Below are 26604 nucleotides of genomic sequence, written 5' to 3'. Positions count from 1 at the left end.
ATAGGTAGCCTCGCCGCTGATCAGCGCCTACGGCAGCTTGTCATAGCCCTCGCCGAGCCCGTTCAGGCTGAACGGGAAGCCGATGCCTTCCTCAGGCGTCTCGAAGATAATGAAGGTCGCGGTCTTGGCACTGCGGAGCTGGCCGAGCAGCTTGTCGTCCATGACGACTTCGGCGACGCAGCCATTGGGCAGACAGCGGACGAAGCCGGCGCGGCCGACGTCCTGATTGTCGAGCTTCAGCCCGAGGCCGGAGGGCAGCAACACGCCGAGCGGGGCGACCACCCGCATCAGGCGGCTCTTCTGGTCGGCAGTCTTGAGCACGATCACAGTGAGACCGGCGTTGGAGCGGTCTTCCGCCACCACGCTCTGGATCAGGGCGCATTGCTCAGCCTGGGCGCCCGGCGGGGTGTCACAGCGGATCTGCCAGTCGCCATGGACGGAGCGCACCGCGCCCTGTGCATGGGCGAGGGTGGGCAGGGCCAGGAAAAGGGCGACAGCCAGGAAGCCGATCAGCGCCATCAGGCCATCAGCCGGTCTTGCCATGCATCTCGAAAGCCCCATCGGGGTCGGTCCCTCTGCTCGCTTGGGTCGCTCGCGCTGCTGGACTGATACGGCAATGACGGCGTCTTGAAGGCAATTCCCAAGCAAATCCCGCGCCGCCCAAGCCCGCCATCGCCGGCACGAATCAGGTTCCTGCGCAACTGTCCGCCAGTGCCTACCGCGGGCAATTCAGCTGTCAAGCCGCGGCATCCCGGGAAACGGTATTTTTGTCTGATCTTGCTGGGAAATCTCTTACGGGTGATGGCAGAAAGAGAGGCCTCAAGACTGCATTGCGATAGATCAAGAATTATGGTTTGAGAGGCTTGATTTCGGCGTTTGAGCGATCTGGCCCCAATTCCTCTTAGAGGTATTCTTGCGCGGCGGTTTGTCGGACGGGCGGGTCGAATAAGCATTTCCCGGAAATAGGGCAATGCATCTGGGGTGATTTCGTAAGGGGAGCGCGAGCGGCATGACGATGTCGAAGAGTCGGGTGGGCCGGCATTTGCTGGGATTGGCCACCATCGCCTTGGTGGCGGCTGGCATCACGCTGGCGACGGGCGGCGTGGCATTTGCCGAACTCGGGCAGCCGGAGCCGTGGGAATGGCACCTTCAGGGCTCCGCGTCTCCGGTGATGGACAATATCGTCTGGTTCCACAACTTCTTGTCCGTGCTCATTATCGTGATCACGCTGTTCGTGCTGGCACTGCTCGTGATCGTGGTCGTAAAGTTCAACGCGAGGGCCAATCCGGTGCCGTCGCGGACCACCCACAACACGCTGATCGAGGTGGCGTGGACCCTGGTCCCGGTGCTCATTCTGGTCGGCATCGCGGTGCCGTCGTTCCGCCTGCTGTTCCTTGAGCTCGACGTGCCGAAGGCGGACCTGACCATCAAGGCCACCGGCAAGCAGTGGTACTGGTCCTACGCCTATCCGGACAACGGCAAGTTCGAATTCGATTCGCTGATGGCCCAGGACAAGCAGCCCCGGCTGCTCGGCGTCGACAATGAGATGGTGGTGCCGGTCAACAAGGTGATCCGCGTTCAAGTCACCGGCGCCGACGTCATCCACGCCTTCGCGATGCCGGCTTTCGGAGTGAAGATCGACGCCATCCCGGGCCGGTTGAACGAGACCTGGTTCAAGGCCACCAAGACGGGCATGTTCTACGGCCAGTGCTCGGAATTGTGCGGCAAGGACCATGCCTTCATGCCGATCGCCATTCGCGTGGTGAACGACCAGGAGTTCGCCTCCTGGGTTGAATCGGCGAAGAAAAAGTATGCGAGCGGCGGCACCAGCACTTTCGCCTCCGCAGCCGGCCCGACGCAGTAGGCGCCGGGCGACGGCTTGAGGGACTGAAAGCGACATAAAGGGCGGGACCTCCAAAGGTCCGAATGGGACGCAAGGCAGGATTTGAAAATGGCAACCAGCGCAGCGGCACACGGCGATCACGCGCATGACCACGAGCACGCCCATCCGACCGGATGGCGGCGCTACGTCTATTCGACCAACCACAAGGACATCGGCACGATGTACCTGATCTTCGCGGTCATCGCCGGCATCATCGGTGCTGCGATGTCGATCGCGATCCGTGCCGAGTTGATGTTTCCGGGCGTGCAAATATTCCACGAGACGCACACCTATAACGTGTTCGTGACCTCGCACGGGCTGATCATGATCTTCTTCATGGTCATGCCCGCGATGATCGGCGGCTTCGGCAACTGGTTTGTGCCGCTGATGATCGGCGCGCCTGATATGGCGTTCCCGCGCATGAACAACATCTCGTTCTGGCTGCTGCCGGCCTCCTTCAGCCTGTTGCTGATGTCGACCTTCGTCGAGGGCGAGCCGGGCGCGAATGGCGTCGGCGCCGGCTGGACCATGTATGTGCCGCTGTCGAGCACCGGGCATCCGGGTCCGGCCGTCGACTTCGCGATCCTGTCGCTGCATCTGGCGGGCGCCTCTTCGATCCTTGGCGCCATCAACTTCATCACCACGATCTTCAACATGCGCGCGCCCGGCATGACCCTGCACAAGATGCCGCTGTTCGTGTGGTCGATCCTGGTGACGGTGTTCCTGCTGCTGTTGGCGCTGCCGGTTCTCGCCGGTGCGATCACGATGCTGCTCACCGACCGCAATTTCGGCACGACGTTCTTCGCGCCCGACGGCGGCGGCGACCCCGTGCTGTTCCAGCACCTATTTTGGTTCTTTGGTCACCCCGAGGTGTACATCCTGATCCTGCCCGGCTTCGGCATGATCAGCCAGATAGTCTCGACCTTCTCGCGCAAGCCCGTGTTCGGCTATCTCGGCATGGCCTATGCCATGGTCGCGATCGGCGGTATCGGCTTCGTGGTGTGGGCGCACCACATGTACACGGTCGGCATGTCCTCGGCGACGCAGGCCTATTTCGTCGCCGCGACGATGGTGATCGCGGTTCCCACGGGCGTGAAGATCTTCTCATGGATTGCCACGATGTGGGGCGGCTCGATCGAATTCCGCGCCCCGATGCTCTGGGCCGTGGGCTTCATCTTCCTGTTCACGGTCGGCGGCGTCACCGGCGTCGTGCTGGCGAATGCGGGCGTCGACCGCGTGCTCCAGGACACCTACTACGTCGTCGCGCACTTCCACTATGTGCTATCGCTCGGCGCGGTGTTCGCGATCTTCGCCGGCTGGTACTACTGGTTCCCGAAGATGTCGGGCTACATGTACAACGAGACGATCGCGAAGGCGCACTTCTGGTTTACCTTTGTTGGCGTCAACCTGGTGTTCTTCCCGCAGCACTTCCTCGGTCTGTCGGGCATGCCGCGCCGCTATGTCGACTACCCAGACGCGTTCGCGGGCTGGAACCTGATCTCGTCGATCGGCTCCTACATCTCCGGCTTCGGCGTGCTGATCTTCCTCTACTGCGTGCTCGACGCCTTCATGAAGAAGGTCCCGGCCGGCGCCAATCCCTGGGGGGCGGGCGCCACCACGCTGGAGTGGACTCTGCCTTCGCCGCCGCCCTTCCACCAGTTCGAGGTGCTGCCCCGGGTGCAGTAAGCCGATTCCGCGGCGCCCGAAACGGGCGCCGCGGCTCTGTAACGAAGCGAGTGAAATCAGTGTCCGTCCTCGACCAGAACGCCGTCGACATCAATCCCCGCATCTCCGAGGCGGAGGTTGGCGACTACCTCGCGCTGCTGAAGCCGCGGGTGATGTCGCTCGTGATCTTCACTGCGCTGGTCGGGATGGCGATGGCGCCGGGACACTTCCACTGGGTGCTCGCGATCACCTCGCTGCTCTGCATTGCGGTCGGCGCCGGCGCTTCCGGCGCGCTCAATATGGCGCTCGAGGGCGACATCGACGCTAAGATGTCGCGCACCGCGAACCGTCCGATCCCGCGCGGCCGCATCACCCGGCCCGAGGCGATGGCGTTCGGCATGACGCTCGCCTTCTTCTCGGTGATGACGCTCGGCATCCTCGTCAACTGGATCGCGGGCGCGCTGCTCGCCTTCACCATCTTCTTCTACGTCGTGATCTACACGATGGGCCTGAAGCGCTGGACCGCGCAGAACATCGTGATCGGCGGCGCCGCCGGTGCGCTGCCGCCGGTGGTGGCCTGGGCCGCGGTAACAGGTACGGTCGACGTCGAGCCGCTGCTGCTGTTCGCCATCATCTTCTTCTGGACGCCGCCGCACTTCTGGGCGCTGGCGCTGTTCCGCTCCGACGACTACGCGCGCGCCGGCATTCCGATGCTGCCCAATGTCGCCGGCCCCGACGCGACCCGTCTCCAGATCCTGCTCTACACCATTGTGCTGATCGCAGTGGCTGCCGCGCCCTGGGCGCTCGGCTATTTCGACGCCATCTACGGCGTGACCTCGCTGGTACTCGGCGCCGGCATGCTGGTGCTCGCCATCAACGTCTATCTCCGTCGTGAGCGCAGCCAATCGTTGCGCGCGACGCGAAAACTGTTTGCCTTCTCGATCCTGTACCTGTTCGCGCTGTTCGCGACCTTGCTGGCCGAGGTCGTGTACCGGGCGCTTGCTCCGATGGTTGGGGGCGCATGAGGCAGGAATGGCTGACAAACCCGAGCCAGATGGAATCGTCCTCACGGAGGCGCAGAAGAAGAGCCGTCGTCAGCGCTCGATCGCGATCGCACTTGCGCTCGGTGTTCTCGTCATCCTGTTTTTCGCCGTCACCATGGTCAAGGGACCGGCGGTTCTAGTACGGCCGATGTGAGAGAGATGGATCGAGAGCCGGCCATATCGCAGGACGTGACCCCAAAGACGGTGCGCCGTGGTTTGGGTCGTGACGCGCTGGTCGCCTCGATCTGCGGCGGCGTGGTCGCGCTGATGGTCGGCGCGTCCTATGCGGCGGTGCCGTTCTACAACTGGTTCTGCCGCGCCACCGGCTTCAACGGCACGACCCAGGTTGCGACCTCGGCGCCCGCCAGCGGCCCGATCGCACGCAAGATCGCGGTGCGTTTCGATTCCAACGTCGCGCCGGGCCTGCCCTGGAAGTTCGAGCCGGAGCAGACCGAGGTCGAGGTCAATATCGGCCAGGTCACCACGATCTATTACACCGTGACCAACCAGGCCGCGCGGACCACCTCCGGGCAAGCTGCCTACAACGTCGCGCCCCTGACGGTCGGATCCTATTTCCAGAAGATCAACTGCTTCTGCTTCACCGAGCAGACCATGGCGCCCGGCGAGAAGCGCGAGATGCCCGTGGTATTCTATGTCGATCCGTCGATCGTCGACGACCACGACAATGACGGGCTCGGCACCATCACGCTGTCCTACACGTTCTATCCGGTGCGCGATCCGGTGGTGAAGCCGCTCGCATCCGGCGATGACAACAAACGCAAGGGAAATCTCCAGCCGCCGGGTTGACACTCAGCGGTTGGACTAAGGGGATAAGTGCCGGACGGGCACGGGATTGAGGAGACAGACCGCAATGGCTACCGCGCAAGGCAAGCATCACGACTACCACCTGGTGGATCCTTCTCCGTGGCCGGCGGTCGGCTCGGTCTCGGCCTTCATCATGGCGGTCGGCGCGATCACCTGGATGCACCATATGGTCTCGGCCGCGCCGATCATCTTCGGTATCGGCACCGTCGGCGTGCTCTACACCATGGCGAGCTGGTGGGGCGATGTGATCAAGGAAGCCCAGTACAAGGGCGACCATACCCGTGTCGTACAGATCAGCCATCGCTACGGCATGATCCTGTTCATCGCCTCCGAGGTGATGTTCTTCGTTGCCTGGTTCTGGGCCTATTTCAACGCAGCGCTGTTTCCCGCCGATGCCGTCCACGCCACCCGTGACGCCGTGTTCGGCTGCGGCCTCGGCACTGCGGCCGGCGCCTGCTCGGTGCCGGGCACCTGGCCGCCGCACGGCATCGAGACCTTCGATCCCTGGCATTTGCCGCTGCTGAACACGCTGATCCTGCTCACCTCCGGCACCACGGTCACCTGGGCGCATCACGCGCTGCTCGAGAACGATCGCCAGGGTCTGAAGTATGGCCTGATTCTTACCGTCCTCCTGGGCGCGACCTTCACCGGCGTGCAGGCCTATGAGTACAGCCACGCGGCGTTCTCGTTCGGCGGCAATGTCTACGGCGCGACGTTCTTCATGGCGACCGGCTTCCATGGCTTCCACGTGTTGGTCGGCACCATCTTCCTGCTGGTCTGCCTCTTCCGCGCCTATGCGGGCCACTTCACGCCAACCCAGCATCTCGGCTTCGAGTTTGCCGCCTGGTACTGGCACTTCGTCGACGTGGTGTGGCTGTTCCTGTTCCTGTGCATCTATGTCTGGGGACACGGTGCCGAGACCATGGCCCACGGCGCCCACTGAGGCGCGGTCGATCGCTTGAGAAAGGGCGGCCGCAGGGTCGCCCTTTGCTTGTGTGCCGACGTTCAACTGAAATTGTGATAGACCCGTTCGTCATGAACGAACCTGCCGGCACACCCAAGTCCCAGCCCGCGCTCCTGCAAACCGCACTGCGCGGGCTCGCGTGCAAATGCCCGCGTTGCGGTGAGGGCAAGCTCTATGCGGGCTTTCTCACGCTCGCGCCATCCTGTGGCCGCTGCGGCCTCGATTACGCCTTCATCGACGCCGGTGACGGTCCGGCGATCTTCATCATCATGCTGGCCGGTGCGATCGTGGTCGGCTGCGCGCTCGTCGTCGAGGTCAAATATCAGCCGCCGTACTGGCTGCATGCAGTGCTGTGGCTGCCGCTGATCCTCGCCACCACGCTTCTGCCCTTGCGTTCGATGAAATCGCTGCTGATCGCCCTGCAATTCCACCACAAGGCAGCACCTGGCCAGCTGGTCGACCGGGCGAAATGAGCGAGACCGCACGCACGCCTCGCGTGGCCGGCTTCACGCTGTTCACGCTTCTGCTGACCGCGGCCTTCGTCGCGCTCGGTGTCTGGCAATTGCAGCGCCGCACCGCCAAGCACGAGTTGATCGCCGCACTCACCGAACGTCTCGCGGCCGAACCGGTTGCGCTGCCGCCGTCGGCGCAATGGGCGGCGCTGACGCCCGCACGGGACGAATTTCGCCGCGTCAGCTTCACGGCCACTTACGCCGCCGCGCCGGATGCGATGGTCTATTCGCCCGGCTCCGCCGTGCGCAAGGATGCCTCCGGCCCCGGCACCTGGGCCTTCCTGCCGGCGCGGCTGCCGACCGGCGAGATCGTCGTGATCGATGCGGGCTTCGTCGAGAATACGATGCAGGAGCGCAGCATCGAGGATCGCGCGGTGAAGAAGCTCGTCACCGGCGCGCCCGTCGCGCTCACCGGCTACCTGCGCTTCCCGGAAGAGCCGGGCTGGCTCACGCCGGCCGCAAACCGGGACAAGCGGCTTTGGTTCGTGCGCGATCATCCGGCGATCGCAAGTGCGCTCGGCTGGGGCGCGACCGCGCCGTTCTACGTCGATCTCGAACAGCCGGTGCCCGAGAACGGCATTCCGCGCCCGGGGCCGCTCGACGTGCATCTCAAGGACGACCATCTGCAATATGCGATCACCTGGTTCGCGCTCGCCGGCGCCGTGCTGATTGCATTCGGCGTATGGGTGAGGGGACGACGGCATGGCGGCGCAAACCCGTAGGTTTCCGGTGGGAACCCGGGATCGTCCGGGCTTTATTATTCAGCGCGTATTCACGAGGGTGATCGTAAGCCGCTTCTGAAATTTTCCGCGGCAAACAGGATTGCTGGCGTGCGCGATTTCGATCAGATGGGACTTGTTGTCGATTGGGTGGATGCCTGCCGCAAGGGCGACCTCGCGACGCTGCTCGACCTCTATACAGACGATGGCGAGGTGGAATGCGCGTGCAACGGCACGCATCTTTATCGCGGCCGGCGCGAACTCGAAACCTATTGGGGACCGAGACTCAGTGCCTTCTCCTCGGCGGGCTTCGGTCTGGAGGAAATCCATCCCGCGCAGAACGGCATTGATCTGGAATATTCCGTCGCGGGCGCGCTGCGTGTCCGGGCTACGTTCCGCTTCAGTGCGGAAGGCAAGATCCACAGCATGCTATGCAAGCCGGCTCCGCAGGGCTCGCACGATTGCGGCGCGTGCTAATTAGCCTGAGACAGGGTCGCGGATTTCGCCGAGCGGAAGGCGGCAACGCACATAGGTTCGTTCGTCCGCCCGCAGCAGTGACAGCGATCCGCTGAGCGCGCGCACGCGCTCGTGCATGCCGGTCAGGCCGCGGCCGAAGACATTGTCGGCGCGAAAGCCGCCGCCGTCGTCGGAGATCTCGACCGCGAGCACATCGCCGGCAATCGCCGTCTCCACATGGGCGTTGCGCGCTCCTGCGTGGCGCAGCACGTTGGTCAAGGTCTCCTGGATGACGCGGTAGACGGTCTGAGCCAGCGGCCCGTCGATGCCGTTGAGATCAGGATCGATCGTTGCAGTAAGGCCGATATGCGGCGCCTGCCTGCGAAAATTCCGGAGCAGCGTCTGTACGCTGGCCTCGAGCCCCAATTCCTCGATGTAGAGCGGCCGCAGCCGATCGAGGATGCGGCGGTTGGTTTGCTGCAGCGCCTCGACGGATCGCATCACCTCTTGGACGGTGTTGCCGAGATCTCCCGTCTGCGGCGAGGCCTCGCTCAGCGCGATGGTGCCGGCACGGATGCTGAACAGCAGCGGGCCAAGCTCGTCATGCAACTCGCGGGCGAGATCGCGCCGCTCGTTGTCCTGGAGCGACACCAGCCGGTGCAACAGGTCGCGATTGTCCTGACTCAATTGCGCGAGCGTTTTCGCCAGCGCGTTGGCTTCCTCGCAGCTTTGCCGGATTTCCGGCGGCCCTGAGACCGGATCGGAATGGCATAATCGCCGCGCCGCATGCGGGTGAGGCCTGCACCGAGATCTTGCAGGGGCCGCAGCGCGGATCCTGCGAAAAGATGGGCGATAGTTCCGGTCAGCACCATGAGCATGGCGACGAGGCTCGTCAGTGCGAGGAAGGCGATCCATTTCTCGAACAGATCAGCCGACAGATCGGGCATGAACACGATATCGCCGATGTGCCTGCCGTCGATGACGATGGGAGACGCCGCGTCCACGTCAGGGATGCCAATCAGGTCCACGAACCATTGCGGCACGCCATGCGCATCCCGCAGGCCGTTCCGTACGGTAGGCGAGGGACCCGCTTCGACCGGGCGGAATTGGATATCAGAGGAGGTGCCCAAAGAACTGACAAATGTGTCGAGCATCTTCCGCGGATTATCCGACGCGTTCAGGGTGCTGTTGAGCGCGGCTGCGACGGCCTGGGTCGAGCGTCGACCAGGCTCATTCTCGTCGGCCAGTTGGCCGGCCGCGAAGGTCTGGAGCAGCACGCCGCCCATCGCCAGCGCGGCAACAAAGCTCATGCCGAGCGGCAGAAACAGCTGGGTCCTGAATGAGAGCCGTTGCCACATTAGGTCAATTCTAACGCGCATTGGCGGGATTTTCTCTTTCCATTTGTTCCCGCCGGTTTATGAGTCCAGAAAACACGAGAGCGCGCGATGCAAGATACCGCCAAGCCGGCGACCAGGGTCCTGATTGTCGACGACCACCCAGTGGTGCTGTCCGGTTGCCGCACCCTTTTCGCCTCCGACCATTCGATCCGGATCGACGAGGCGACCGACGCGAAATCAGGCCACCGCGCCTATGTCAGCAAGCGACCCGACGTGACCGTGATCGACATCAGCCTGCCTGACGTCTCGGGCTTCGAGCTGATGCGCCGGATCCGCAAGGACGATCCGGACGCCAAGATCATCATGTTCAGCATGAACGATGATCCGGCCTTCGTGGTGCGCGCGGTCGAGCTCGGGGCGCAGGGCTATGTCTCCAAGGGCGACGATCCCCGGATCCTGCTCAAGGCCGTGCGCAAGGTGGTCGCGGGCGACAATTTCATTTCGCCGCAGCTTGCGGAGGCCGTGACGTTCTCCGGTGCCGCGATCAAGGCCAATCCGGCTTCGCAGATGACGCCGCGAGAACTCGAGATTCTCCGGCTGCTCGGGCGCGGCAACAAGATCGTCGAGGTCGCCGAGGCGCTCGGCATCTCTTACAAGACCGTCGCCAACACCACGTCCCTGCTCAAGCAGAAGCTAGGGGCCAAGAACCACTCTGACCTGATCCGGATCGCGGTGGAAATCGGGATGAACTGACACCGTCAGGAGCCGAACCGGCTGCTCCAGGAGGCAGCCGGTTCGGCCGACGGATCGGCGCCGCCGCGCGTCCGGGCAATGCGTGGACGACGGCAGATACCATCCGCCGACACAATGGGCCGACGACGCGTTCGTTCCTCATCAGGCGCATCGATTCGGGAAAATGCGGCAAGAGGACCGGGCTTCGGACAGTCCGATCGTCGGCCCGCTGGGGCATATCGGGAAAAACTGGAACATTCGGCGTTGCGCGCCGTTTTCTCCTTGACGATCACGTGGCAGGTGACGATAGCTCGAACGAACGATTTTTGGGCAGGCGTCCCAACGCGGAAACCGGTCTGCACACATCAACGACAGACCTTCCAAGAGGGCTGCGGCATCGCCGCAGCCCGTTTTCGTTGGGCATGGTGTGACCCTGCAAAACACTCTATGGTGCCGCAAAGCCTCTGGCTGCGAACTAGGAACATCATTAAATCAAAGGCTTAAGGCCCCGGATTCAGGTCGGGCCGGCCTTTGGAGGGCAGTTTGACTCGTTATATCTCGACCCGGGACGAGGCCCCTGAGCTTGGCTTCTGCGACGTGATGCTGACAGGGCTTGCCCGCGACGGCGGCCTGTATGTGCCGGTGACGTGGCCGCAGCTCTCGGTCGAGACCATCGCCGGGTTCTTCGGCCGCCCCTATTGGGAGGTCGCGGTCGACGTCATCCGTCCCTTCGTGGGTGGTGAGATTTCCGACGCCGACCTCGGCCGCATGGCGAACGAGGCTTATGCCACCTTCCGCCATCCGGCCGTGGTGCCGCTGCGCCAGATGTCGCCGCATCAATTCATGCTGGAGCTATTCCACGGTCCGACGCTCGCCTTCAAGGACGTGGCGATGCAGCTGATCTCGCGGCTGATGGATCATGTGCTGGCCAAACGCGGCCAGCGCACCACCATCGTGGTCGCGACCTCCGGCGACACTGGGGGCGCCGCGGTTGAGGCCTTCGCAGGTCTGGAGAATGTCGATCTCATCGTGCTGTTCCCGCACAAGCGCATCTCCGAGGTGCAGCAGCGCATGATGACGACGACGGGCGCTGCCAATGTCCACGCGCTTGCCGTCGAGGGCAATTTCGACGACTGCCAGGCGCTCGTGAAGGGGATGTTCAACAACCACCGCTTCCGCGACGCGACCTCGCTGTCCGGCGTCAATTCCATCAACTGGGCCCGCATCGTCGCGCAGGTGGTCTATTATTTCACCTCCGCAGTCGCCGCGGGCGCACCGGCGCGCGCGGTGGATTTCATCGTGCCGACCGGGAATTTCGGCGATATTTTTGCAGGCTACGTCGCCAAGCGCATGGGGCTTCCCGTGCGAACCCTGCGCATTGCGGCGAACGTCAATGACATTCTCGCCCGCACGCTCAAGACGGGTATCTACGAAGTGCGCGAGGTGCACGCCACCGCCTCGCCGTCGATGGACATCCAGATTTCCTCGAATTTCGAGCGGCTGCTGTTCGAAGCCGGCAAGCGCGACGCGGCCGGCGTGCGCCGGCTGATGGATTCGCTGAAACAGTCGGGCCGCTTCGTTCTGCCCGACGCCACGCTCGCTGCGATCCGCGAAGAATTCGACGCCGGGCGCGCCGACGAGACCGAAACCGCGGCTGCGATCCGCGCTGCGTGGCGCGAGGCCGGCGAGCTCGTCGATCCGCACACGGCCGTGGCGCTCGCGGTGGCCGATCGCGACACCACCGACACGACCGTGCCCAACATCGTGCTCTCGACCGCGCATCCGGCCAAATTCCCTGATGCCGTGGATGCGGCCTGCGGCCACCGGCCGCAACTGCCGGCCTGGCTCGATGGTCTCATGACCAAATCCGAACATATGAAGGTCATGAAGAACGATCAGGCCGAGGTCGAGCGCTTCGTGCTGTCGGTCAGCCGTGCCGCAAAACAGGGAGTTGCCGGATGAGCGTCGAGATCTCCAAGCTTGCCTCCGGCCTGACCGTCGTCACCGACAACATGCCGCATCTCGAGACGGCCGCGCTCGGCGTCTGGGCGGGCGTCGGCGGCCGTGACGAGAAGCCGAACGAGCACGGTATCTCGCATCTGCTCGAGCACATGGCGTTCAAGGGTACGACGGGGCGCTCCTCGCGCGAGATTGTCGAAGAGATCGAGGCGGTCGGCGGCGACCTCAATGCCGGCACCTCGACCGAGACCACGTCCTATTATGCCCGGGTCATGAAGGCCGACGTGCCGCTCGCGCTCGACGTGCTTGCCGACATTCTGGCCAACCCCGCCTTCGAGCCCGAAGAGCTCGAGCGCGAGAAGAACGTCATCGTGCAGGAGATCGGCGCGGCCCAGGACACGCCCGACGACGTGGTGTTCGAGCATCTCAACGAGCTCTGCTATCCCGACCAGCCGATGGGCCGCTCGCTGCTCGGCACCGCCAAGACCCTGCGCGCCTTCAACCGCGACGCGCTGCGCGACTATCTTTCGACGCACTACCGCGGGCCCGACATGGTGGTGGCGGCGGCGGGCGCCGTCGATCACAAGCAGGTCGTCGCCGAGGTCGAGAAGCGCTTTGCGAGCTTTGACGCGACGCCGGGGCCGAAGCCGCAGGCGGCGATGTTCGGCAAGGGCGGCGTCAAGGTCGTGCATCGCGAACTCGAGCAGGCGCATCTGACGCTGGCGCTGGAAGGCGTGCCGCAGACCGACCTGTCGCTGTTCTCGCTGCAGGTCTTCACCAACATCCTCGGCGGCGGAATGTCGTCGCGGCTGTTCCAGGAGGTGCGCGAAAAACGCGGCCTCTGCTACTCCATCTACTCGTTCCACGCGCCCTATGCCGACACCGGTTTCTTCGGCCTCTACACCGGGACCGATCCCGCCGACGCGCCCGAGATGATGGAGGTCGTGGTCGACATCATGAATGATTCGGTCGAGACCCTGACCGAGGTCGAGATCGCCCGCGCCAAGGCGCAGATGAAGGCGGGCCTTCTGATGGCGCTGGAGAGCTGCTCCTCGCGCGCCGAGCAGCTCGCCCGGCACGTGCTGGCCTATGGCCGGCCGCAGACGGTGCAGGAGCTGGTGGCCCGGATCGATGACGTCAGTATTGAATCGACCCGCGACGCGGCGCGTGCGCTGCTTTCGCGCAGCCGGCCTGCGGTGGTTGCATTGGGCAGCGGCAGGGGTCTGGACACGGCGGTGTCTTTTGCGGAAGGATTGACAAAGGCGCGCGCCAAGGCGCGGCTGCACTAGGAGCCGCGCAACCAGCGCCTCGCGCCTCGGGAAGCATCACAATGGCCCTCTTTCGCCTGCCATCCAGTGGACCTGCTGCTCTCGCCCCCCGCGGCAACGGGCTGTTGCTGCGGACGCCGCAGATGTCGGATTTCCTGCAGTGGGCGCATCTGCGCGAGACCAGCCGTGATTATTTGACGCCGTGGGAGCCGATCTGGCCGTCTGACGACCTGACCCGGTCTGGCTTCCGTCGCCGCCTGCGCCGCTATTCCGAGGATATTGCCGCGGACCGCTCCTATCCCTTTCTGATCTTTCGCGAGCTCGACGGCGCCATGGTCGGCGGTATCACGCTCGCCAACGTCCGGCGCGGCATCGTTCAGGCCGGCACCATCGGCTATTGGGTCGGCCAGCCCCACGCCCATCGCGGCTACATGACCGCGGCGCTCAGGGTGCTGCTGCCGACGCTATTTGGCGAGCTCAACCTGCACCGGGTCGAGGCCGCCTGCATCCCCACCAATGCGCCGTCGATCCGGGTGCTGGAGAAGTGCGGCTTTTCGCGCGAGGGACTTGCGCGCCGTTATCTCTGCATCAACGGGGTCTGGCAGGACCATCTCCTGTTCGGCCTGCTGCACGAGGATTTCCGCCGCTGAGCCGGGCTTGTTCGCGCGCCGGGATCACCGTTTTTCCTGTCTTGTTTTCTCGCCTTGGGATCGCCGATTTTGGCGATATAACCCGCTGGTCGGCCGATCGGCCGGAATGTGTCATGGAGTACTGCCGTTCATGAAAGAGCTTCGATCATTGCGGCATGCGCTGCGGCGGGGTCCGGTGATCGCGCTGGCGCTGTCGGTGTCATTCGCGTCCGTGTCGCCGGTCGCGGCGCAGTCGCTGACCGACCGCTTCAAGAGCCTGTTCGGCGGCAAGTCCGACGAACCCGCTCAGCCCAACCCTGCGCCCACCGGGCCAGCCGGCGGCCGATGACGACATCGATTGCCCGCAGGTCACGGTGCGCTCCGGAGCGTCCACCTACGGGGTCGGGGCGACAGGCAAGCCGGCCGTCGGCAACGACGTGCGCTTCCAGGCATCGATCACCAAGATGGCGCGTGAATGCATCCGCAACGGGAGCGAGATCACCGCGCGTATCGGCATCCAGGGCCGTGTCATCGCCGGCCCGGCGGGTGCGCCGAATAGTGTCGAGGTGCCGCTCCGTGTCGCCGTGGTGCAGGGCGGCGTCGGCGAGAAGGTCATCGCCTCGAAGGCCTACCGGACCACGGTCGAGATGTCCGAGGGCGGCAGCGTGCCCTTTACCTTCGTCGCCGAGGACCTGTCCTACCCGGTGCCTTCAGCTGCCGCCGCCGATTCCTACATCTTCTATGTCGGCTTCGACCCGCAAGCGCTCTCGCCCGAGCCGAAGGCGCGGGGGAAGAAGAAGTAGGGCGCCACAACTTCTGCTGTCATGCCCCGGCTTGACCGGGGCATCCAGTACGGTGTGCCGAGTATGAACGACAGCTTGGAGGTGGAAGTCCTCTATCCAGCCTGATGACGGCGAAGGATTAGCGAAGCGCAAGGGCGTCATCGTGAGGTGGGGTCTGAAGACAGCGTGGAGCAAAGCCGCGGCTCGATGGACAAACACCGGATAACGAGGCCTACCCGGCCGGACGAGCGAGCCGTTGATCGCGAAGTCCACGGTCATCAAGGGCCGGGGTGGTAGATCCGGCGGGCGTGCGGCGAAGGCGGTCGGTCTTACCTCGGGAGGTCTGCACGGTGTCCCGGCAACGGGACTGAGGTCGCCGCAAGGCGGCCTGATCGCCGCGCAGAAGTCAGCAGAGGGCATAGTAGGCGGCGGCGCGCCGCCGAAGGCCTGAACGCTGGAAGTGGTCAGTAGAGCGGTCGATCTCGTGCGAGCCATGCGGCAGAAGAATCAGATTGAACTGAACTCGGGCACCGGAGCGAAGGGTGAAGCCCTGACCGCCGCCGCCCGAGAGACCGAAGCAAGTGCGGCGAAGGCCAGCCTCGAACACCCGGCGGTCGCAGGACCGTCGATGGAAGCAGTTGTCGAGCGTGAGAACCTGAAGAAAGCGTTGGCGCAAGTGACGCGCAACAAGGGCGCGGCAGGCGTCGATGGGATGACCGTCGGCGAACTGCCGGCCTATCTGAAGGAGCACTGGCTCGCGATCCGGACCCAGCTATTTGGCGGCACCTACAAGCCACAGCCGGTACGGCGGGTGGAGATACCGAAGGCGTCGGGTGGCCTGCGGCCGCTCGGCATCCCGACGGTGCTTGACCGCTTCATTCAGCAGGCGGTGTTGCAGGTGCTGCAGGCAGATTGGGACGGAACGTTCTCCGAGGCGAGCTTCGGCTTCCGGCCGAACCGCTCGGCGCATCAGGCGGTGGAACGGGCGCAGGCGTACATCGCGTCCGGGTACGCCTTCGTTGTGGACATCGACCTGGAAAAGTTCTTCGACCGGGTCAACCACGACATCCTGATGGGGCTCATTGCCAAACGGGTTGCTGACAAGCATCTCCTGAAGCTCATCCGCGCCTTCCTGAATGCGGGTGTGATGGAGGAGGATTGGTCAGTCCGACGGAGGAGGGCACGCCGCAAGGTGGACCGCTCTCGCCACTGTTGTCGAACCTGATGCTGGATGTGCTGGACAAGGAACTGGAGAAGCGCGGCCATCGCTTCGTGCGCTACGCCGACGACTGCAACATCTATGTGCGCAGTCAGAAGGCGGGCGAACGGGTGCTGGCGGGCATCGAAAAGTTCCTCGAAACGCGTCTCAAGCTGAAGATCAACAGGGCCAAGAGTGCGGTCGCCAAACCGAGCGCCCGCAAGTTTTTGGGCTTTAGCTTCACCGGCGGGACAGCACCGCGGCGGCGCATTGCGCCGCAGGCGATCGCCCGCTTCAAGGCGAGAGTTCGGGAGCTGACGCGGCGCACGGGCGGGCGAAGCCTCGTGCAGATCGTCAAGGAGCTGTCAATCTACCTGATCGGGTGGCGCGGCTACTTCGGCTTCTGCCAAACGCCGTCGGTGCTGCGCGCCCTTGATGAGTGGATCAGGCGACGGTTGCGCGCCATCGTCTGGAAACAGTGGAGATGCGGACGCACCCGCTTCGATGAGCTGCGACGCCGCGGCGTCGGCCGGGACCTAGCGGCGAAAACCGCCGGCAGCCCACGTGGCCCTTGGCGGCTCGCTCAAAGCCCCGCGCTCAACACTGCTTTGCCAAACGCCTTCTTGCGTTCACTCGGCCTACGCTCCATCGCAGCACTGCGACCCGCTTAATCCAGCGAACCGCCGGATACGGACCCGTACGTCCGGTGGTGTGGGAGGGGTGAAGCCGTGAGGCTTCCCCTATCCCGATCCGCGGCCTATCCATCACAACCGTCTCGGAGTACTGGATCACCCGCTTTCGCGGGTGATGACACGGAGTTTGCGGTGGTCGTACCGGCCCAACAAAAAAGCCGGCGCTCATCGCGCCGACTTTTTGATTGATGAGGCTCTGCCCTCAGTTCAGCTTCTGGCGAACCTCGGTGATGCCCTTGGCGAGCAGATCGTCGGCAACCCGGCCCTTGACTGACTGCGACAGGATCGTGGAGGCAGCTTGCACGGCGGCTTCCGCGGCTGCGGCGCGGACATCGGCGACCGCCTGGGCCTCTGCGAGCGCGATCTTGCTCTCCGCGGTCTTGGTACGGCGGGCGACGAAGTCTTCCACCTTTGCCTTGGCCTCAACTGCGATGCGCTCGGCTTCGGACTTCGCGTTGGCGATGATGTCGGCGGCCTCGCGTTCGGCCGAGGCGGTGCGCGCCTTGTAATCGGCGAGCACCTTGGCCGCTTCCTGCTTGAGGCGCGTCGCGTCGTCGAGCTCGGCCTTGATACGGTCGGCGCGATGGTCGAGCGCAGCCGTCGCCTTCTTGAACACCCCGAGATAGCCGAACACGATCATCAGGATGACGAAAGCGACGGCGACCCAGGTTTCAGGATCGAAGAACATATCGACTAACCCTTCAAGGACGCATCAACGGCGGCATTGACCGACGCCGCATCCGGAACGACGCCGGTGAGCTGCTGCACGATCGTGCCTGCCGCATCGGCCGCGATACCGCGGACGTTGGTCATGGCGGTCGCGCGGGTCGAGGCGATGGTCTTTTCCGCCTCGGCGAGCTTGGCCGCCAGCTGCTCTTCCAGAGCCTTGCGCTCGGCGTCCGCCAGCGCATTCGCCTTGTCGCGGGATTCGTTGCCGATCGCCTGCGCCCGCGAACGTGCCGAAGCGAGTTCGCCTTCATAGGCCTTCAGCGCCGCGTCGGACTGATCCCTCAGCTTCTGCGCCTCGGCGAGGTCGCCCTCGATCTTGTTCTGACGCCCTTCGATCGCACCGCCGACCTTCGGCAGAGCGAGCTTGGACACGATCACGTAAAGCACGACGAAGAAGATCGCGAGCGACACCAGCTGCGAAGCAAAGGTGCTGCTCTCGAACGGCGGAAAACCGCCACCGTGACCGCCTTCGGTCTCGGTGTGGGCGCCCGCCGCCGGACTTTTCGCCCCGCCATGACTCTCAGCCATGGAGTTCTCCTGTTGCTGTCATGCGCGCCGCGTCGGTTGATGCGACGCGAAAAATCGTCCTCAGAGCGGAACGAACAGCAGCAGCAGTGCGATCAGCAGCGAGAAAATGCCGAGCGCTTCGGTCACGGCGAAGCCGAAGATCAGATTGCCGAACTGGCCCTGAGCAGCCGACGGGTTGCGAACGGCTGCGGCGAGGTAGTTGCCGAAGATCACGCCCACGCCGACGCCCGCGCCGCCCATGCCGATGCATGCAATGCCCGCGCCGATAAGTTTTGCTGATGCCGGATCCATTTTAGACTCCTTGGAGGAAAGATTTGGTTGTGGGTGGAGATTCCCCGGACCGCTTAGTGCCCCGGATGAATGGCGTCGTTGAGGTAGATGCAGGTCAGGATCGCAAACACATAGGCTTGCAGGAACGCGACCAGATCTCGAGAGCGTACAGCGCGATCGTGAGCGCCAGCGGCAGCACGCCGCCGACCCAGCCGAGGGCGCCGAGCGAGAAGCCGAGCATCGCGACGAAGCCCGCGAACACCTTCAAGGCAATGTGGCCGGCCAGCATGTTGGCGAACAGTCGGACGCTGTGGGAGACCGGCCGCAGGAAGAACGACAGGATCTCGATGAACATCACCAGCGGCAGGATGTAGCCGGGGACGCCGTGGGGCACGAAAATGCTGAAGAACTTCAGGCCGTTCTTGGCGACGCCGTAGATCAGGACCGTGAAGAAGACCAGCAGCGCAAGCGCTGCCGTCACGATCAAATGGCTGGAGATCGTGAAGGTGTAGGGAATGACGCCGACCAGGTTCGAGACGCACAGGAACATGAACAGCGAGAAGATCAGCGGGAAGAACTTCATGCCTTCCGAGCCGGCGGTCGAACGGATGGTCGAGGCGACGAACTCGTAGGAGATCTCGGCGAGCGACTGGAAGCGCCCGGGAACCAGCTGCGTGCCGCTGGCAAGCATCAGAAGTGAGATGATCGCGACTGCCACCAGCATGTAGAGTGATGAATTTGTGAAGGCGATCGTTTGATTGCCGATATGGCCGATCGTGAAGAGAGGCTCGATGTTGAACTGGTGGATCGGATCGATTTTCATCGGCGCGGCATCTCTTGGTCTGCCGGGCTAGCCGGCGTGTCTCGGTCTGCCGGCCGGGCCGGCCCGCACCGGCGAAGCCGGCGCGAAAATTCCTCTCCTGTTCGGATCGGCGTTAAGAACCACCGCGCCTGTTCTGACCCGCGCCCGCCGTTCTCACCACATTCACCACGCCGGCCACGAAGCCCAGCAGCATGAACACGATGAATCCGAAAGGCGACGTCGACAGCAAGCGGTCGAAACCCCAGCCAATCCCCGCTCCGACGACGACACCGGCGACCAACTCGGAAGATAACCGAAAACCAAGCGCCATCGCCGAGGCTCTGGCCGCTCCGTCTCCACCGTCACCTGCGGGTTGCTCGGTCTTGACGTGGCGGCCGCGAAGTTCGGACAACCGCTGATCAAGATTTCCGAGCCGTTCGGAAAGCGCAGCTTCCTCGGACGATCTATCGCGATCTCCATTCCCGCCGTGTCCCGTGTCTTGAGCCATGCCACGAAGACCCGAAACGCCGCGGTTGAATGGAAATTACGCCCGCCACCCTCAAAAGCCGCGCGGACCATACTGACCGCTCATAATCAAGTCAAGCCAAGTCACGATTGCGTCGTGTTCGTTTATCTAGCTGATTTCATTGATGATATTGCCTTGATGGCCAGCGCTGCACACAGCGCGACGCCGCACCGCAGCAGCGCTCCGCGCGATCCGCCGATATCGCCGAGATTTCGCTGCAGCTTTCGGGATCAAAGGGACGAACCGCCACCGTTGATTTTGCGGATGCCGCTTTGGGCGACGGATTCGAGCGGGCCGGCGGTGCGCCGTCGCCCGCCCGGGTGTAGAATGCGAGGGTGTGCCACCTGTGCGGCGTAGCGGAGAGCGCGATGCGACCGGCAAAATCATCCACAGGATCATGGATTGCTGCGACGATCGTTGCGGTGACGACGCTCAGCGGGAGCATGGTTGCCGCTCAATCAGCACCAGAGAGCGAAAACGGCCGCTACAGCATGACGCCGATCCCCGAGGGCGTGCTGCGGCTCGACACCCGCACCGGCATGGTCTCGACCTGCACCAGGAATGGCGCCGGCTGGGCCTGCTACGCCGTGCCCGACGAGCGCTCCGCGCTCGATGCGGAGATCGGCCGCCTCCAGGCCGAGGTCGAGACGCTGAAGGGACAGCTCGCCGCCGGTCCGACCGTCTCCGGCAAGATCGACGAGGCGCTGCCGAAATCGGATTCCCTGAAGAAGGGAGAGCCGAAGGCCGCCGAGGGCGACCGCAAGCTCGAGATCCCGCTGCCGAGCGATCAGGACCTCGACCGCGCGATGTCGTTCCTGGAAAAGGCGTGGCGCCGGCTGATCGACATGGCCAATCGCGTACAGAAGGACGTGTCGGGGAAGATTTGAGGACCCGAACGCGCTAGCCACGCGTTGAGCTGCGGTAGCGTGGACAAAGGCGCAAAGCGCCGTGCCCACCACCTTGATATCGCTGTGCGGATTGATGGGCACGCTTCGCTTTGCCCACCCCACCGCAGCCTTCGAGTTGAAAGACCTTTCATGACATCAGCCAGATCCGTCACACGCTCGGCGCCATCGTCGGTGCAAGCCACCACCATCGTATCGTCATTGCTGTCCGTGCAGACGCCCGGCCGCGGCTTCACCGATCTCACTAGCGAAGCCGCCAAGTTCATCAACGAGGCACACGCCGGCGACGGCGCGCTGACGCTGTTCATCCGCCACACCTCAGCCTCGCTGACGATCCAGGAAAACGCCGATCCTTCGGTGCTCGTTGATCTCACCACCGCGCTGTCGCGGCTCGCGCCTGAAAACGTGCCCTGGACTCACGATACCGAAGGACCCGACGACATGCCTGCGCACGTCAAGACCATACTGACGCAGACGTCGCTTCAGATCCCCGTCCTCAACGGCAGGCTCGCGCTCGGCACCTGGCAGGCGATCTATCTCGTCGAGCACCGCGCGCGCCCGCATCGGCGCGAAATCGTGCTGCAATTCATCGGCGGCAATCAATAACATTCAAAAGCAAACCGGCTGCGGATCGCTCCGCGGCCGGTTGATCAGATGTTCGCGACGCGAACAGGATCAGGTCTTGGTGATGTCGACGTCCTTGGTCTCGGGTACGAAGATCAGGCCGACAATGAAGGTCATCGACGCGATCGCAATCGGATACCAGAGGCCTGCGTAGATATTGCCCGTCGCGGCGACCAGCGCGACCGCGATCGGCGGCAGCAGTCCTCCGAACCAGCCGTTGCCGATATGATAGGGCAGCGACATGGAGGTGTAACGGATCCGCGTCGGGAACAGCTCGACGAGAGCGGCAGCGATCGGGCCGTACACCATGGTCACGAGGATTGCGAGGTAGGTCAGGACGACGATCAGCAGCGGCATGTTGATCGCGGCCGGATCGGCACCCTTGACCGGATAGCCCGCTTCGCCGACCGCAGCGGTGACGGCGGTCGTGAACGCGGCGCGGGCGGTTGCGAAGGCCTTGGGATCGGCACCATTGCCGTTCACGGAATCGAACGACTTGTTGCCGACGACGACCTTGGCGAGGCTGCCTGGCGCGCCGGGTTCCAGCTTGAAGTTCACCGACGAGGCGATCAGCGCGTTGCGGGCGACGTCGCAGGAGCTGGTGAACACCCTGCCGCCGACCGGGTCGAACAGCACGTTGCAGTCCTTGGGGTCAGCGACGACGGACACGGGCGCATTCGCCAGCGCCTTCTCGAGCGCCGGGTTGGCGGCGGTCGTCAGCAGGCTGAAGGCGAAATGATAGGTCAATGCGCCGAGCAGGCAGCCGGCCAGGATGATCGGCTTGCGGCCGATCTTGTCCGAGAGCCAGCCGAAGAACAGGAAGCCGACGGTCGCGATCGCGAGCGCAATAATGAGCGCAATGTCAGCCGAGTTCGCCGGCACCTTGAGCGTATTGACGAGGAAGACGCGCGCGTAGAACTGCCCGCCGTACCAGATCACAGCCTGACCCGCGGTGAGGCCGAGCAGCGCGATCAGCGCAATTTTTCCGTTCTGCCAGTTGCCGAAGGCTTCCGTCAGAGGCGCCTTGGAGCCCTTGCCTTCGTCCTTCATCTTCCGGAACAGCGGCGATTCCGAGAGCTGCATGCGGATCCAGATCGAGATGCCGAGCAGCAGGATTGAGAGCAGATAGGGGATGCGCCAGCCGCCCGAGAGGCTCGGATCACCGAATGCGTCGGCGCTCATGCTGTTGCGGACGATGTAGACGACGAGCAGCGAGAGGAACAGGCCGATCGTCGCGGTGGTCTGAATCCACGACGTGTAGAATCCGCGACGTCCCTGCGGCGCATGCTCGGCCACGTAAGTGGCGGCGCCACCGTACTCGCCGCCCAGCGCGAGACCCTGCAGCAGGCGTAAACCGATCAGGATGGTCGGGGCCAGCCAGCCGAGCGTCTGGTAGCCCGGCGTCAGGCCGACCAGGAAGGTCGACAAGCCCATGATGCTGATGGTGACGAGGAAGGTATATTTGCGGCCGACCAGATCGCCGACCCGGCCGAATACCAGCGCGCCGAGGGGGCGAACCAGGAAGCCCGCCGAAAAGGTCAGCAGCGCGAAGATGAACTGCGTGTTGGCGTCAAACGCCGAATAGAACGCCTTGCCGATCTGGGCTGCAGTCCAGCCGTACAGATAGAAATCGTACCATTCGAACACGGTACCGAGTGAGGATGCGAAGATGACCTTCTTCTCCTCGCCGGTCATTCCCCGCGCCCCGACGCCGCTGGCCGCCGCTGTCATCGTCATCGTTAGACTCCCCGAATTTCGTTTCCTCGCGTCCCGGCTGTCCGGCCCTGCCGGATCAACCCGGGTCTTGCCCCCAAGGTAACATTGGCGTGAAACCGGCCCCAATACGACTTTCGGCCTTGCGCACTGACGCGCAACTGACGGCGCGGATGTATATTGCTGCGCCTCGGCGCACGATTTGCGGATTAACCCCTTTCCGGCAAAGGAATAATGTGCCCTTGCATGCCACGGCCGGGCGGGGAAGAATTGACCATTGCGCCGGTCCGGACTACTGGCCCGGTTGTGAACGACAGCAAGAGATCGATGAGCGCTCCCTCCACCCATCTGGTCATTGCCGATGACCATCCGCTGTTCCGCGATGCCCTGCGGCAGGCGGTGGCCAGTGTCCTCAGCACGGCGAAGATCGACGAGGCCGGGTCGTTCGAGGATCTGACCAAACTTCTGGAACAGACCTCCGACCTCGACCTGATCCTGCTCGACCTCTCGATGCCTGGCATCTCCGGGTTCTCCGGCCTGATCTATCTGCGAGCGCAATATCCGGCGATCCCGGTGGTGATCGTCTCGGCCTCCGACGACAGCGCCACGATCCGGCGTTCGCTCGATTTCGGCGCCTCCGGCTTCATCCCCAAGCGATTCGGCGTCGAGACGCTGCGCGACGCTATCCTCAAGGTCATGGAAGGCGACGTCTGGGTTCCCGCCGATACCGACCTGTCGGCCGCCGCCGACCCCGACATGACGCGCCTGCGCGACCGCCTGGTGACACTGACGCCACAGCAGGTGCGGGTGCTGATGATGCTGTCGGAGGGCTTGCTCAACAAGCAGATCGCTTACGAGCTCGGCGTCTCCGAGGCGACCATCAAGGCCCATGTCTCGGCCATCCTGCAAAAGCTCGGCGTCGAGAGCCGGACCCAGGCGGTGATCGCCGCCGCCCGGATTGCCGGCGCCCAGTGGAAGCAGGGCACGCCGACGGGGTGATCCCTATCGCCTCTTGAGGAGCGCATCGGCGGTCCTGATGTCCGCCGTCTCCGAGCCTTCGGCAAAACCCTTGAGCGCGGATTGGAGCAATCGCTTCGCTTCGCCGCGGTCGGCAATCAGTGTTGCGAGGTCGATCGCGGCGCGCAGCTCCCAAGCTCTTGCGCCGCTGCCGCGGCTCAGTTCCAGCGATTGCATGAAGTGAGCTTCCGCTTCTTCGGTCTCGAGGCGGGACAGCAGGACCTTGCCCTTCATGCGCAGCAACTCGGGCATGTACAGATGATCTCCACTCCGTTCGACGAGGCGGATCGTATCGTCGATCAAATGCGCGCTCCGCTCGACCTGTCCGAGCGCGAGATGGCCCTGAACCTGCGCGATGCTGAACGTGGTAGTGAGCAGCTCGTAGCCGGACTCGTGCAGCTCCTGCAGGCAGTGCGCGATCGTCGCCACGCCGCCCTCGGCGTCGCCGCGCCGGATTGCGATCTCGCCTTTGACGCCTCGGCCGGCCGCGAGATAAGGCCCCATCGAGCGCGAATAGGCGTGCGCGATGAAGCGGTCGATGTTCTCATCCGCGGCAGCGAGGTCGCCGGTCCAGAGATCGATAGAGACCGCCCAGATCAGGGCGATGCAGAGCGTGATCGGATGATCCATCTGCGCGGCCTCAGCGACCGTCTGCTGCGCCAGTTGCCGCGCTTGCGCCGGCCGGCCCTGCAGCCACAGCTCGCGCGCCAGCGAGATGCCGGCCCGGTTGCGGTGGTCGAAGCCATAGACCGTGCTGATCTGCTCCGTGCCGGGACCGCGCCAGGCGGCCTCCAGCATTCTGAGCGCATCGCGATGCTCACCACCGAGATGCAGCGAGACGCCGAGCAGCGACTGCGCGAGAGCGAGCGAGGCAGGATCGCCCAGCGCTTTGGCAAGGACGAGGCTCTGTTGCGCATAGGCGAGCGCAGCATCGAACTGGCCGATCCGCTCGTGAAAGATCTGCATGCGGCCGAGGAGTTGCAGCTGGTTCGGTGCATCACCGAGCCTGTCCGCGATGGCAAAGGCCCGGGTCAACGCGCCGCGTGCCGCTTCACTGCCGCCGCGCGTGAACATCAAAGTCAATCCGAGCGCGGCTTGAAGATGCATTTCTTCCGTGCTGCCGTGCGAGGCGGAATCGATCGCCGCCAGCGCCCGCTCGGACCACCGCCGGCATTCGGTCAGCAATGACATCGCGAGAAAGATGGGTGCTGCCGCGGCGGCGAGCGCGATGCCGATGCCGACATCGCCGCTCGGGCCAAAACACCAGTCGAGCGCGGCGCGCACGTTGTGGAGCGCCGAGAAATGGATGGCGCGCTCGTCGGCGCTCGGCACCGTCGCCCATTTGGTGCCGGCCTGCTGCAGCCATCGCCGGTAATAGCTGGCGTGGCGCGCGGCGGGGGCCGATCCATCGTCATCGATTGCGAGCAGATAGGCGCGCGTGGTGTCGAGCAGACGATAGCGCATCATGGCGCCGATCGGCCGCGGCGCGACCATCGATTTGGCGACGAGGCTGTCGATGGCGTCGAACAGAAGCGCGCGGTCGACCTGGTGGTCGGGCACGATATCGAGGGCTGCGTCAATGGTGAAATGGCCGGCGAAGACCGCGAGCCTGCGCAGCACGATGCGTTCGAGCTCGGACAGCAGTCCGTAGCTCCAGTCCAACGTGGCCTGCAACGTCTTCTGCCGCGGCGGCGCGGTGCGCTGACCTTGCCAGAGCAGATTGAGGCGCTCGTCGAGCAGCGCTGCCGTCTGCTCCAGGCCATAAGCTTCGACCCGCCCGGCGGCGAGCTCGATCGCGAGCGCCATGCCGTCGAGCTTGCGGCAGATCCTGGCGGCAATGGCGGAATTGGAATCGTCGAGTGCGATCTGGGCGCCGCTCGCCTTTGCGCGCTCAAGGAAGAGCTCGATTGCCGGATAGGTCCGGGCAATTGCGGCCGTCAGCTCGGAATCATCGGGTGGAACGCCAAGCGGCGCCAGCCGGTACACCTGTTCGCCCTCGACGCGCAGCGCCTCGCGGCTCGTGGCCAGGATATGGACCTGCGGCGCGGCCTGAAAAATCTCCGCGGCGAGCGGTGCGGCCGCCGCGATGACATGCTCGCAATTGTCAAGGATCAGCAACATTCGCTTGTCGTGCAGATGCGCGAGCAAGGCCGGCATCGGATCGTCGGTCTGGGCCGGCAGTCCGAGCATCAGCAGCAGCGAGGTGATCACGAGATCGGGATCGCTGAGCGCGGCAAGATCAACGAAGTGTGCGGCCTCTGCAAACGTCGCGAGCAGGTCGTGCGCGATCGCAACAGCTACGGCCGTCTTGCCGACGCCGCCCGGGCCGACGATCGTGACGAAGCGGGATGTAACGAGCTTGTCCGATACGGTGGCGACCGCGTCGGCGCGTCCGACCATCCGCTGCCATCGGTTAGGCAGTTTTACGGGCGGCCATTCCGCGCGCGGCGCGAGATGTGCCTCGGCTTGAATACCGACCTGCGAGATCGGCGCCACGAAGCAATAGCCGCGGCCGGACAGCGTCGTGATGTAGCGGGCGCCGTCCTTGCCGTCTCCGAGCGCCTTCCGCAGCGCTGCGATGTGGAAGCGCAGATTGGTTTCCTCAACGGCCATGCCGGGCCAGACCAAGCCCATCAGATCCCATTTGCTGACAACCTCGTTCGGTCGCGACATCAACGCGATCAGCGTGTCAAAACTCTTGGCGCCCATCGGCAGCGCGACGCCGTCGCGCGTCACCAGCCGCTCATGCGGCCTCACGATGAACGGCCCGAACGACAGCGTTGCTGCCGCAGGCCCGGCCGGCTCGGTCATCACGAAATCTTGCCCC

The 26604-nt window shown here is 64.2% G+C and carries 24 protein-coding genes and 4 pseudogenes; 19 read left to right on the top strand and 9 right to left on the bottom strand.

Annotated elements, in window-relative coordinates:
* Positions 1 to 27: 27 nt before the first annotated feature.
* Positions 28 to 561, bottom strand: coding sequence for an invasion associated locus B family protein (locus ACTGJ9_RS03255; protein ID WP_456675902.1), 534 nt, complete (start codon positions 559 to 561; stop codon positions 28 to 30).
* 448 nt (positions 562 to 1009) lie between these two features.
* Between ACTGJ9_RS03255 and coxB the strand changes: the two genes are divergently transcribed.
* From coxB to ACTGJ9_RS03210, 9 genes are all read left to right on the top strand, one after another.
* Positions 1010 to 1864: a cytochrome c oxidase subunit II gene (coxB, locus tag ACTGJ9_RS03250; RefSeq protein ID WP_456675901.1), complete on the top strand. Its 855-nt coding sequence runs from the start codon at positions 1010 to 1012 to the stop codon at positions 1862 to 1864.
* Positions 1865 to 1951: 87 nt separating this feature from the next.
* A complete protein-coding gene (gene ctaD / locus ACTGJ9_RS03245; RefSeq protein WP_456675900.1) occupies positions 1952 to 3568 on the top strand; it encodes a cytochrome c oxidase subunit I in 1617 nt (538 codons plus the stop codon).
* Between the two features lie 59 nt (positions 3569 to 3627).
* Positions 3628 to 4572: a heme o synthase gene (locus ACTGJ9_RS03240; protein WP_456675899.1), complete on the top strand. Its 945-nt coding sequence runs from the start codon at positions 3628 to 3630 to the stop codon at positions 4570 to 4572.
* A gap of 7 nt (positions 4573 to 4579) precedes the next feature.
* Positions 4580 to 4744: a CoxF protein gene (locus tag ACTGJ9_RS03235; protein WP_148754405.1), complete on the top strand. Its 165-nt coding sequence runs from the start codon at positions 4580 to 4582 to the stop codon at positions 4742 to 4744.
* 5 nt (positions 4745 to 4749) lie between these two features.
* The gene (locus tag ACTGJ9_RS03230; RefSeq protein WP_456675898.1) at positions 4750 to 5397 is read left to right on the top strand and encodes a cytochrome c oxidase assembly protein; all 648 of its coding nucleotides are present in this window, start codon (positions 4750 to 4752) and stop codon (positions 5395 to 5397) included.
* 64 nt (positions 5398 to 5461) lie between these two features.
* Positions 5462 to 6358, top strand: a complete 897-nt coding sequence (locus ACTGJ9_RS03225; protein WP_456675897.1) for a cytochrome c oxidase subunit 3 — start codon at positions 5462 to 5464, stop codon at positions 6356 to 6358.
* Positions 6359 to 6450: 92 nt separating this feature from the next.
* Positions 6451 to 6852 carry a DUF983 domain-containing protein gene (locus ACTGJ9_RS03220; protein WP_456675896.1) on the top strand — a complete coding sequence of 134 codons (402 nt, stop codon included), beginning with the start codon at positions 6451 to 6453 and terminating at the stop codon, positions 6850 to 6852.
* Complete coding sequence (locus tag ACTGJ9_RS03215; protein WP_456675895.1) at positions 6849 to 7613, top strand: SURF1 family protein; 765 nt, start codon at positions 6849 to 6851, stop codon at positions 7611 to 7613. The genes ACTGJ9_RS03220 and ACTGJ9_RS03215 overlap by 4 nt, the downstream gene beginning before the upstream one ends.
* A 108-nt stretch (positions 7614 to 7721) precedes the next feature.
* Positions 7722 to 8087: a nuclear transport factor 2 family protein gene (locus tag ACTGJ9_RS03210; RefSeq protein WP_456675894.1), complete on the top strand. Its 366-nt coding sequence runs from the start codon at positions 7722 to 7724 to the stop codon at positions 8085 to 8087.
* Here ACTGJ9_RS03210 and ACTGJ9_RS03205 read toward each other — a convergent pair.
* A pseudogene (locus ACTGJ9_RS03205) lies at positions 8088 to 9424 on the bottom strand (histidine kinase).
* Positions 9425 to 9511: 87 nt separating this feature from the next.
* Between ACTGJ9_RS03205 and ACTGJ9_RS03200 the strand changes: the two are divergent.
* From ACTGJ9_RS03200 to ACTGJ9_RS03170, 7 genes and pseudogenes are all read left to right on the top strand, one after another.
* Positions 9512 to 10156: a response regulator transcription factor gene (locus ACTGJ9_RS03200; protein ID WP_148770108.1), complete on the top strand. Its 645-nt coding sequence runs from the start codon at positions 9512 to 9514 to the stop codon at positions 10154 to 10156.
* Positions 10157 to 10678: 522 nt separating this feature from the next.
* On the top strand, positions 10679 to 12097 hold the full coding sequence (gene thrC / locus ACTGJ9_RS03195; protein ID WP_456675893.1) for a threonine synthase: 1419 nt from the start codon (positions 10679 to 10681) through the stop codon (positions 12095 to 12097).
* Entirely contained in the window at positions 12094 to 13383 is a 1290-nt protein-coding gene (locus ACTGJ9_RS03190; RefSeq protein ID WP_456675892.1) for a M16 family metallopeptidase, read from the top strand. The genes thrC and ACTGJ9_RS03190 overlap by 4 nt, the downstream gene beginning before the upstream one ends.
* A 41-nt stretch (positions 13384 to 13424) precedes the next feature.
* Complete coding sequence (locus ACTGJ9_RS03185) at positions 13425 to 14012, top strand: GNAT family N-acetyltransferase (protein ID WP_456675891.1); 588 nt, start codon at positions 13425 to 13427, stop codon at positions 14010 to 14012.
* Between the two features lie 130 nt (positions 14013 to 14142).
* Positions 14143 to 14794, top strand: a pseudogene (locus tag ACTGJ9_RS03180) (hypothetical protein).
* Positions 14795 to 15266: 472 nt separating this feature from the next.
* Positions 15267 to 16150, top strand: a pseudogene (gene ltrA, locus ACTGJ9_RS03175) (group II intron reverse transcriptase/maturase); the annotation flags it as partial.
* A 165-nt stretch (positions 16151 to 16315) separates the two neighbouring features.
* Complete coding sequence (locus ACTGJ9_RS03170) at positions 16316 to 16642, top strand: group II intron maturase-specific domain-containing protein (RefSeq protein ID WP_456677611.1); 327 nt, start codon at positions 16316 to 16318, stop codon at positions 16640 to 16642.
* Positions 16643 to 16865: 223 nt separating this feature from the next.
* Here the strand turns inward: ACTGJ9_RS03170 and ACTGJ9_RS03165 are convergent, their stop codons facing one another.
* The 5 genes and pseudogenes from ACTGJ9_RS03165 to ACTGJ9_RS03145 form a co-directional block, all read right to left on the bottom strand.
* A complete protein-coding gene (locus tag ACTGJ9_RS03165) occupies positions 16866 to 17351 on the bottom strand; it encodes a F0F1 ATP synthase subunit B family protein (protein ID WP_456675890.1) in 486 nt (161 codons plus the stop codon).
* A 5-nt stretch (positions 17352 to 17356) separates the two neighbouring features.
* Complete coding sequence (locus ACTGJ9_RS03160; protein WP_456675889.1) at positions 17357 to 17920, bottom strand: F0F1 ATP synthase subunit B family protein; 564 nt, start codon at positions 17918 to 17920, stop codon at positions 17357 to 17359.
* A 60-nt stretch (positions 17921 to 17980) separates the two neighbouring features.
* Complete coding sequence (locus tag ACTGJ9_RS03155; RefSeq protein ID WP_200457466.1) at positions 17981 to 18211, bottom strand: F0F1 ATP synthase subunit C; 231 nt, start codon at positions 18209 to 18211, stop codon at positions 17981 to 17983.
* Between the two features lie 53 nt (positions 18212 to 18264).
* Positions 18265 to 19013: pseudogene (locus tag ACTGJ9_RS03150) on the bottom strand (F0F1 ATP synthase subunit A).
* Between the two features lie 112 nt (positions 19014 to 19125).
* Positions 19126 to 19500: an AtpZ/AtpI family protein gene (locus ACTGJ9_RS03145; protein WP_456675888.1), complete on the bottom strand. Its 375-nt coding sequence runs from the start codon at positions 19498 to 19500 to the stop codon at positions 19126 to 19128.
* A gap of 386 nt (positions 19501 to 19886) precedes the next feature.
* Here ACTGJ9_RS03145 and ACTGJ9_RS03140 point away from each other — a divergent pair, with 386 nt between their 5' ends.
* Both ACTGJ9_RS03140 and ACTGJ9_RS03135 read left to right on the top strand, forming a co-directional pair.
* Complete coding sequence (locus tag ACTGJ9_RS03140) at positions 19887 to 20405, top strand: hypothetical protein (RefSeq protein WP_456675887.1); 519 nt, start codon at positions 19887 to 19889, stop codon at positions 20403 to 20405.
* Positions 20406 to 20555: 150 nt separating this feature from the next.
* Positions 20556 to 21029, top strand: a complete 474-nt coding sequence (locus ACTGJ9_RS03135; protein WP_456675886.1) for a secondary thiamine-phosphate synthase enzyme YjbQ — start codon at positions 20556 to 20558, stop codon at positions 21027 to 21029.
* Positions 21030 to 21098: 69 nt separating this feature from the next.
* Here the strand turns inward: ACTGJ9_RS03135 and ACTGJ9_RS03130 are convergent, their stop codons facing one another.
* A complete protein-coding gene (locus ACTGJ9_RS03130; protein ID WP_456675885.1) occupies positions 21099 to 22784 on the bottom strand; it encodes an MFS transporter in 1686 nt (561 codons plus the stop codon).
* A 303-nt stretch (positions 22785 to 23087) separates the two neighbouring features.
* On the opposite strand from ACTGJ9_RS03130, the gene ACTGJ9_RS03125 reads away from it, so the two are divergent.
* Complete coding sequence (locus ACTGJ9_RS03125) at positions 23088 to 23759, top strand: response regulator (protein ID WP_456675884.1); 672 nt, start codon at positions 23088 to 23090, stop codon at positions 23757 to 23759.
* A 3-nt stretch (positions 23760 to 23762) separates the two neighbouring features.
* Here the strand turns inward: ACTGJ9_RS03125 and ACTGJ9_RS03120 are convergent, their stop codons facing one another.
* Positions 23763 to 26588, bottom strand: a complete 2826-nt coding sequence (locus ACTGJ9_RS03120) for an ATP-binding protein (RefSeq protein ID WP_456675883.1) — start codon at positions 26586 to 26588, stop codon at positions 23763 to 23765.
* Positions 26589 to 26604 lie beyond the last annotated feature (16 nt).

Origin of the sequence: Bradyrhizobium sp. RDM12 (genome assembly GCF_051917485.1) — a bacterium.
Lineage (GTDB): Bacteria > Pseudomonadota > Alphaproteobacteria > Rhizobiales > Xanthobacteraceae > Bradyrhizobium.
Note: the sequence above shows the minus strand (reverse complement) of the source record. Positions and strands in the feature narration are given on the sequence as shown.

Excerpts from the sequence above, each read along its gene's own strand:
- ACTGJ9_RS03145 (WP_456675888.1), bottom strand. The coding sequence starts at position 19,500 with ATGGCTCAAGACACGGGACACGGCGGGAATGGAGATCGCGATAGATCG.
- ACTGJ9_RS03135 (WP_456675886.1), top strand. The coding sequence starts at position 20,556 with ATGACATCAGCCAGATCCGTCACACGCTCGGCGCCATCGTCGGTGCAA.
- ACTGJ9_RS03155 (WP_200457466.1), bottom strand. The coding sequence starts at position 18,211 with ATGGATCCGGCATCAGCAAAACTTATCGGCGCGGGCATTGCATGCATC.
- ACTGJ9_RS03225 (WP_456675897.1), top strand. The coding sequence starts at position 5,462 with ATGGCTACCGCGCAAGGCAAGCATCACGACTACCACCTGGTGGATCCT.
- ACTGJ9_RS03235 (WP_148754405.1), top strand. The coding sequence starts at position 4,580 with ATGGCTGACAAACCCGAGCCAGATGGAATCGTCCTCACGGAGGCGCAG.
- ACTGJ9_RS03190 (WP_456675892.1), top strand. The coding sequence starts at position 12,094 with ATGAGCGTCGAGATCTCCAAGCTTGCCTCCGGCCTGACCGTCGTCACC.
- ACTGJ9_RS03140 (WP_456675887.1), top strand. The coding sequence starts at position 19,887 with ATGCGACCGGCAAAATCATCCACAGGATCATGGATTGCTGCGACGATC.
- ACTGJ9_RS03255 (WP_456675902.1), bottom strand. The coding sequence starts at position 561 with ATGGGGCTTTCGAGATGCATGGCAAGACCGGCTGATGGCCTGATGGCG.
- ACTGJ9_RS03120 (WP_456675883.1), bottom strand. The coding sequence starts at position 26,588 with ATGACCGAGCCGGCCGGGCCTGCGGCAGCAACGCTGTCGTTCGGGCCG.
- ACTGJ9_RS03160 (WP_456675889.1), bottom strand. The coding sequence starts at position 17,920 with ATGGCTGAGAGTCATGGCGGGGCGAAAAGTCCGGCGGCGGGCGCCCAC.
- ACTGJ9_RS03185 (WP_456675891.1), top strand. The coding sequence starts at position 13,425 with ATGGCCCTCTTTCGCCTGCCATCCAGTGGACCTGCTGCTCTCGCCCCC.
- ACTGJ9_RS03215 (WP_456675895.1), top strand. The coding sequence starts at position 6,849 with ATGAGCGAGACCGCACGCACGCCTCGCGTGGCCGGCTTCACGCTGTTC.
- ACTGJ9_RS03125 (WP_456675884.1), top strand. The coding sequence starts at position 23,088 with ATGAGCGCTCCCTCCACCCATCTGGTCATTGCCGATGACCATCCGCTG.
- ACTGJ9_RS03220 (WP_456675896.1), top strand. The coding sequence starts at position 6,451 with ATGAACGAACCTGCCGGCACACCCAAGTCCCAGCCCGCGCTCCTGCAA.
- ctaD (WP_456675900.1), top strand. The coding sequence starts at position 1,952 with ATGGCAACCAGCGCAGCGGCACACGGCGATCACGCGCATGACCACGAG.
- coxB (WP_456675901.1), top strand. The coding sequence starts at position 1,010 with ATGACGATGTCGAAGAGTCGGGTGGGCCGGCATTTGCTGGGATTGGCC.
- ACTGJ9_RS03130 (WP_456675885.1), bottom strand. The coding sequence starts at position 22,784 with ATGACGATGACAGCGGCGGCCAGCGGCGTCGGGGCGCGGGGAATGACC.
- ACTGJ9_RS03200 (WP_148770108.1), top strand. The coding sequence starts at position 9,512 with ATGCAAGATACCGCCAAGCCGGCGACCAGGGTCCTGATTGTCGACGAC.
- ACTGJ9_RS03230 (WP_456675898.1), top strand. The coding sequence starts at position 4,750 with ATGGATCGAGAGCCGGCCATATCGCAGGACGTGACCCCAAAGACGGTG.
- ACTGJ9_RS03165 (WP_456675890.1), bottom strand. The coding sequence starts at position 17,351 with ATGTTCTTCGATCCTGAAACCTGGGTCGCCGTCGCTTTCGTCATCCTG.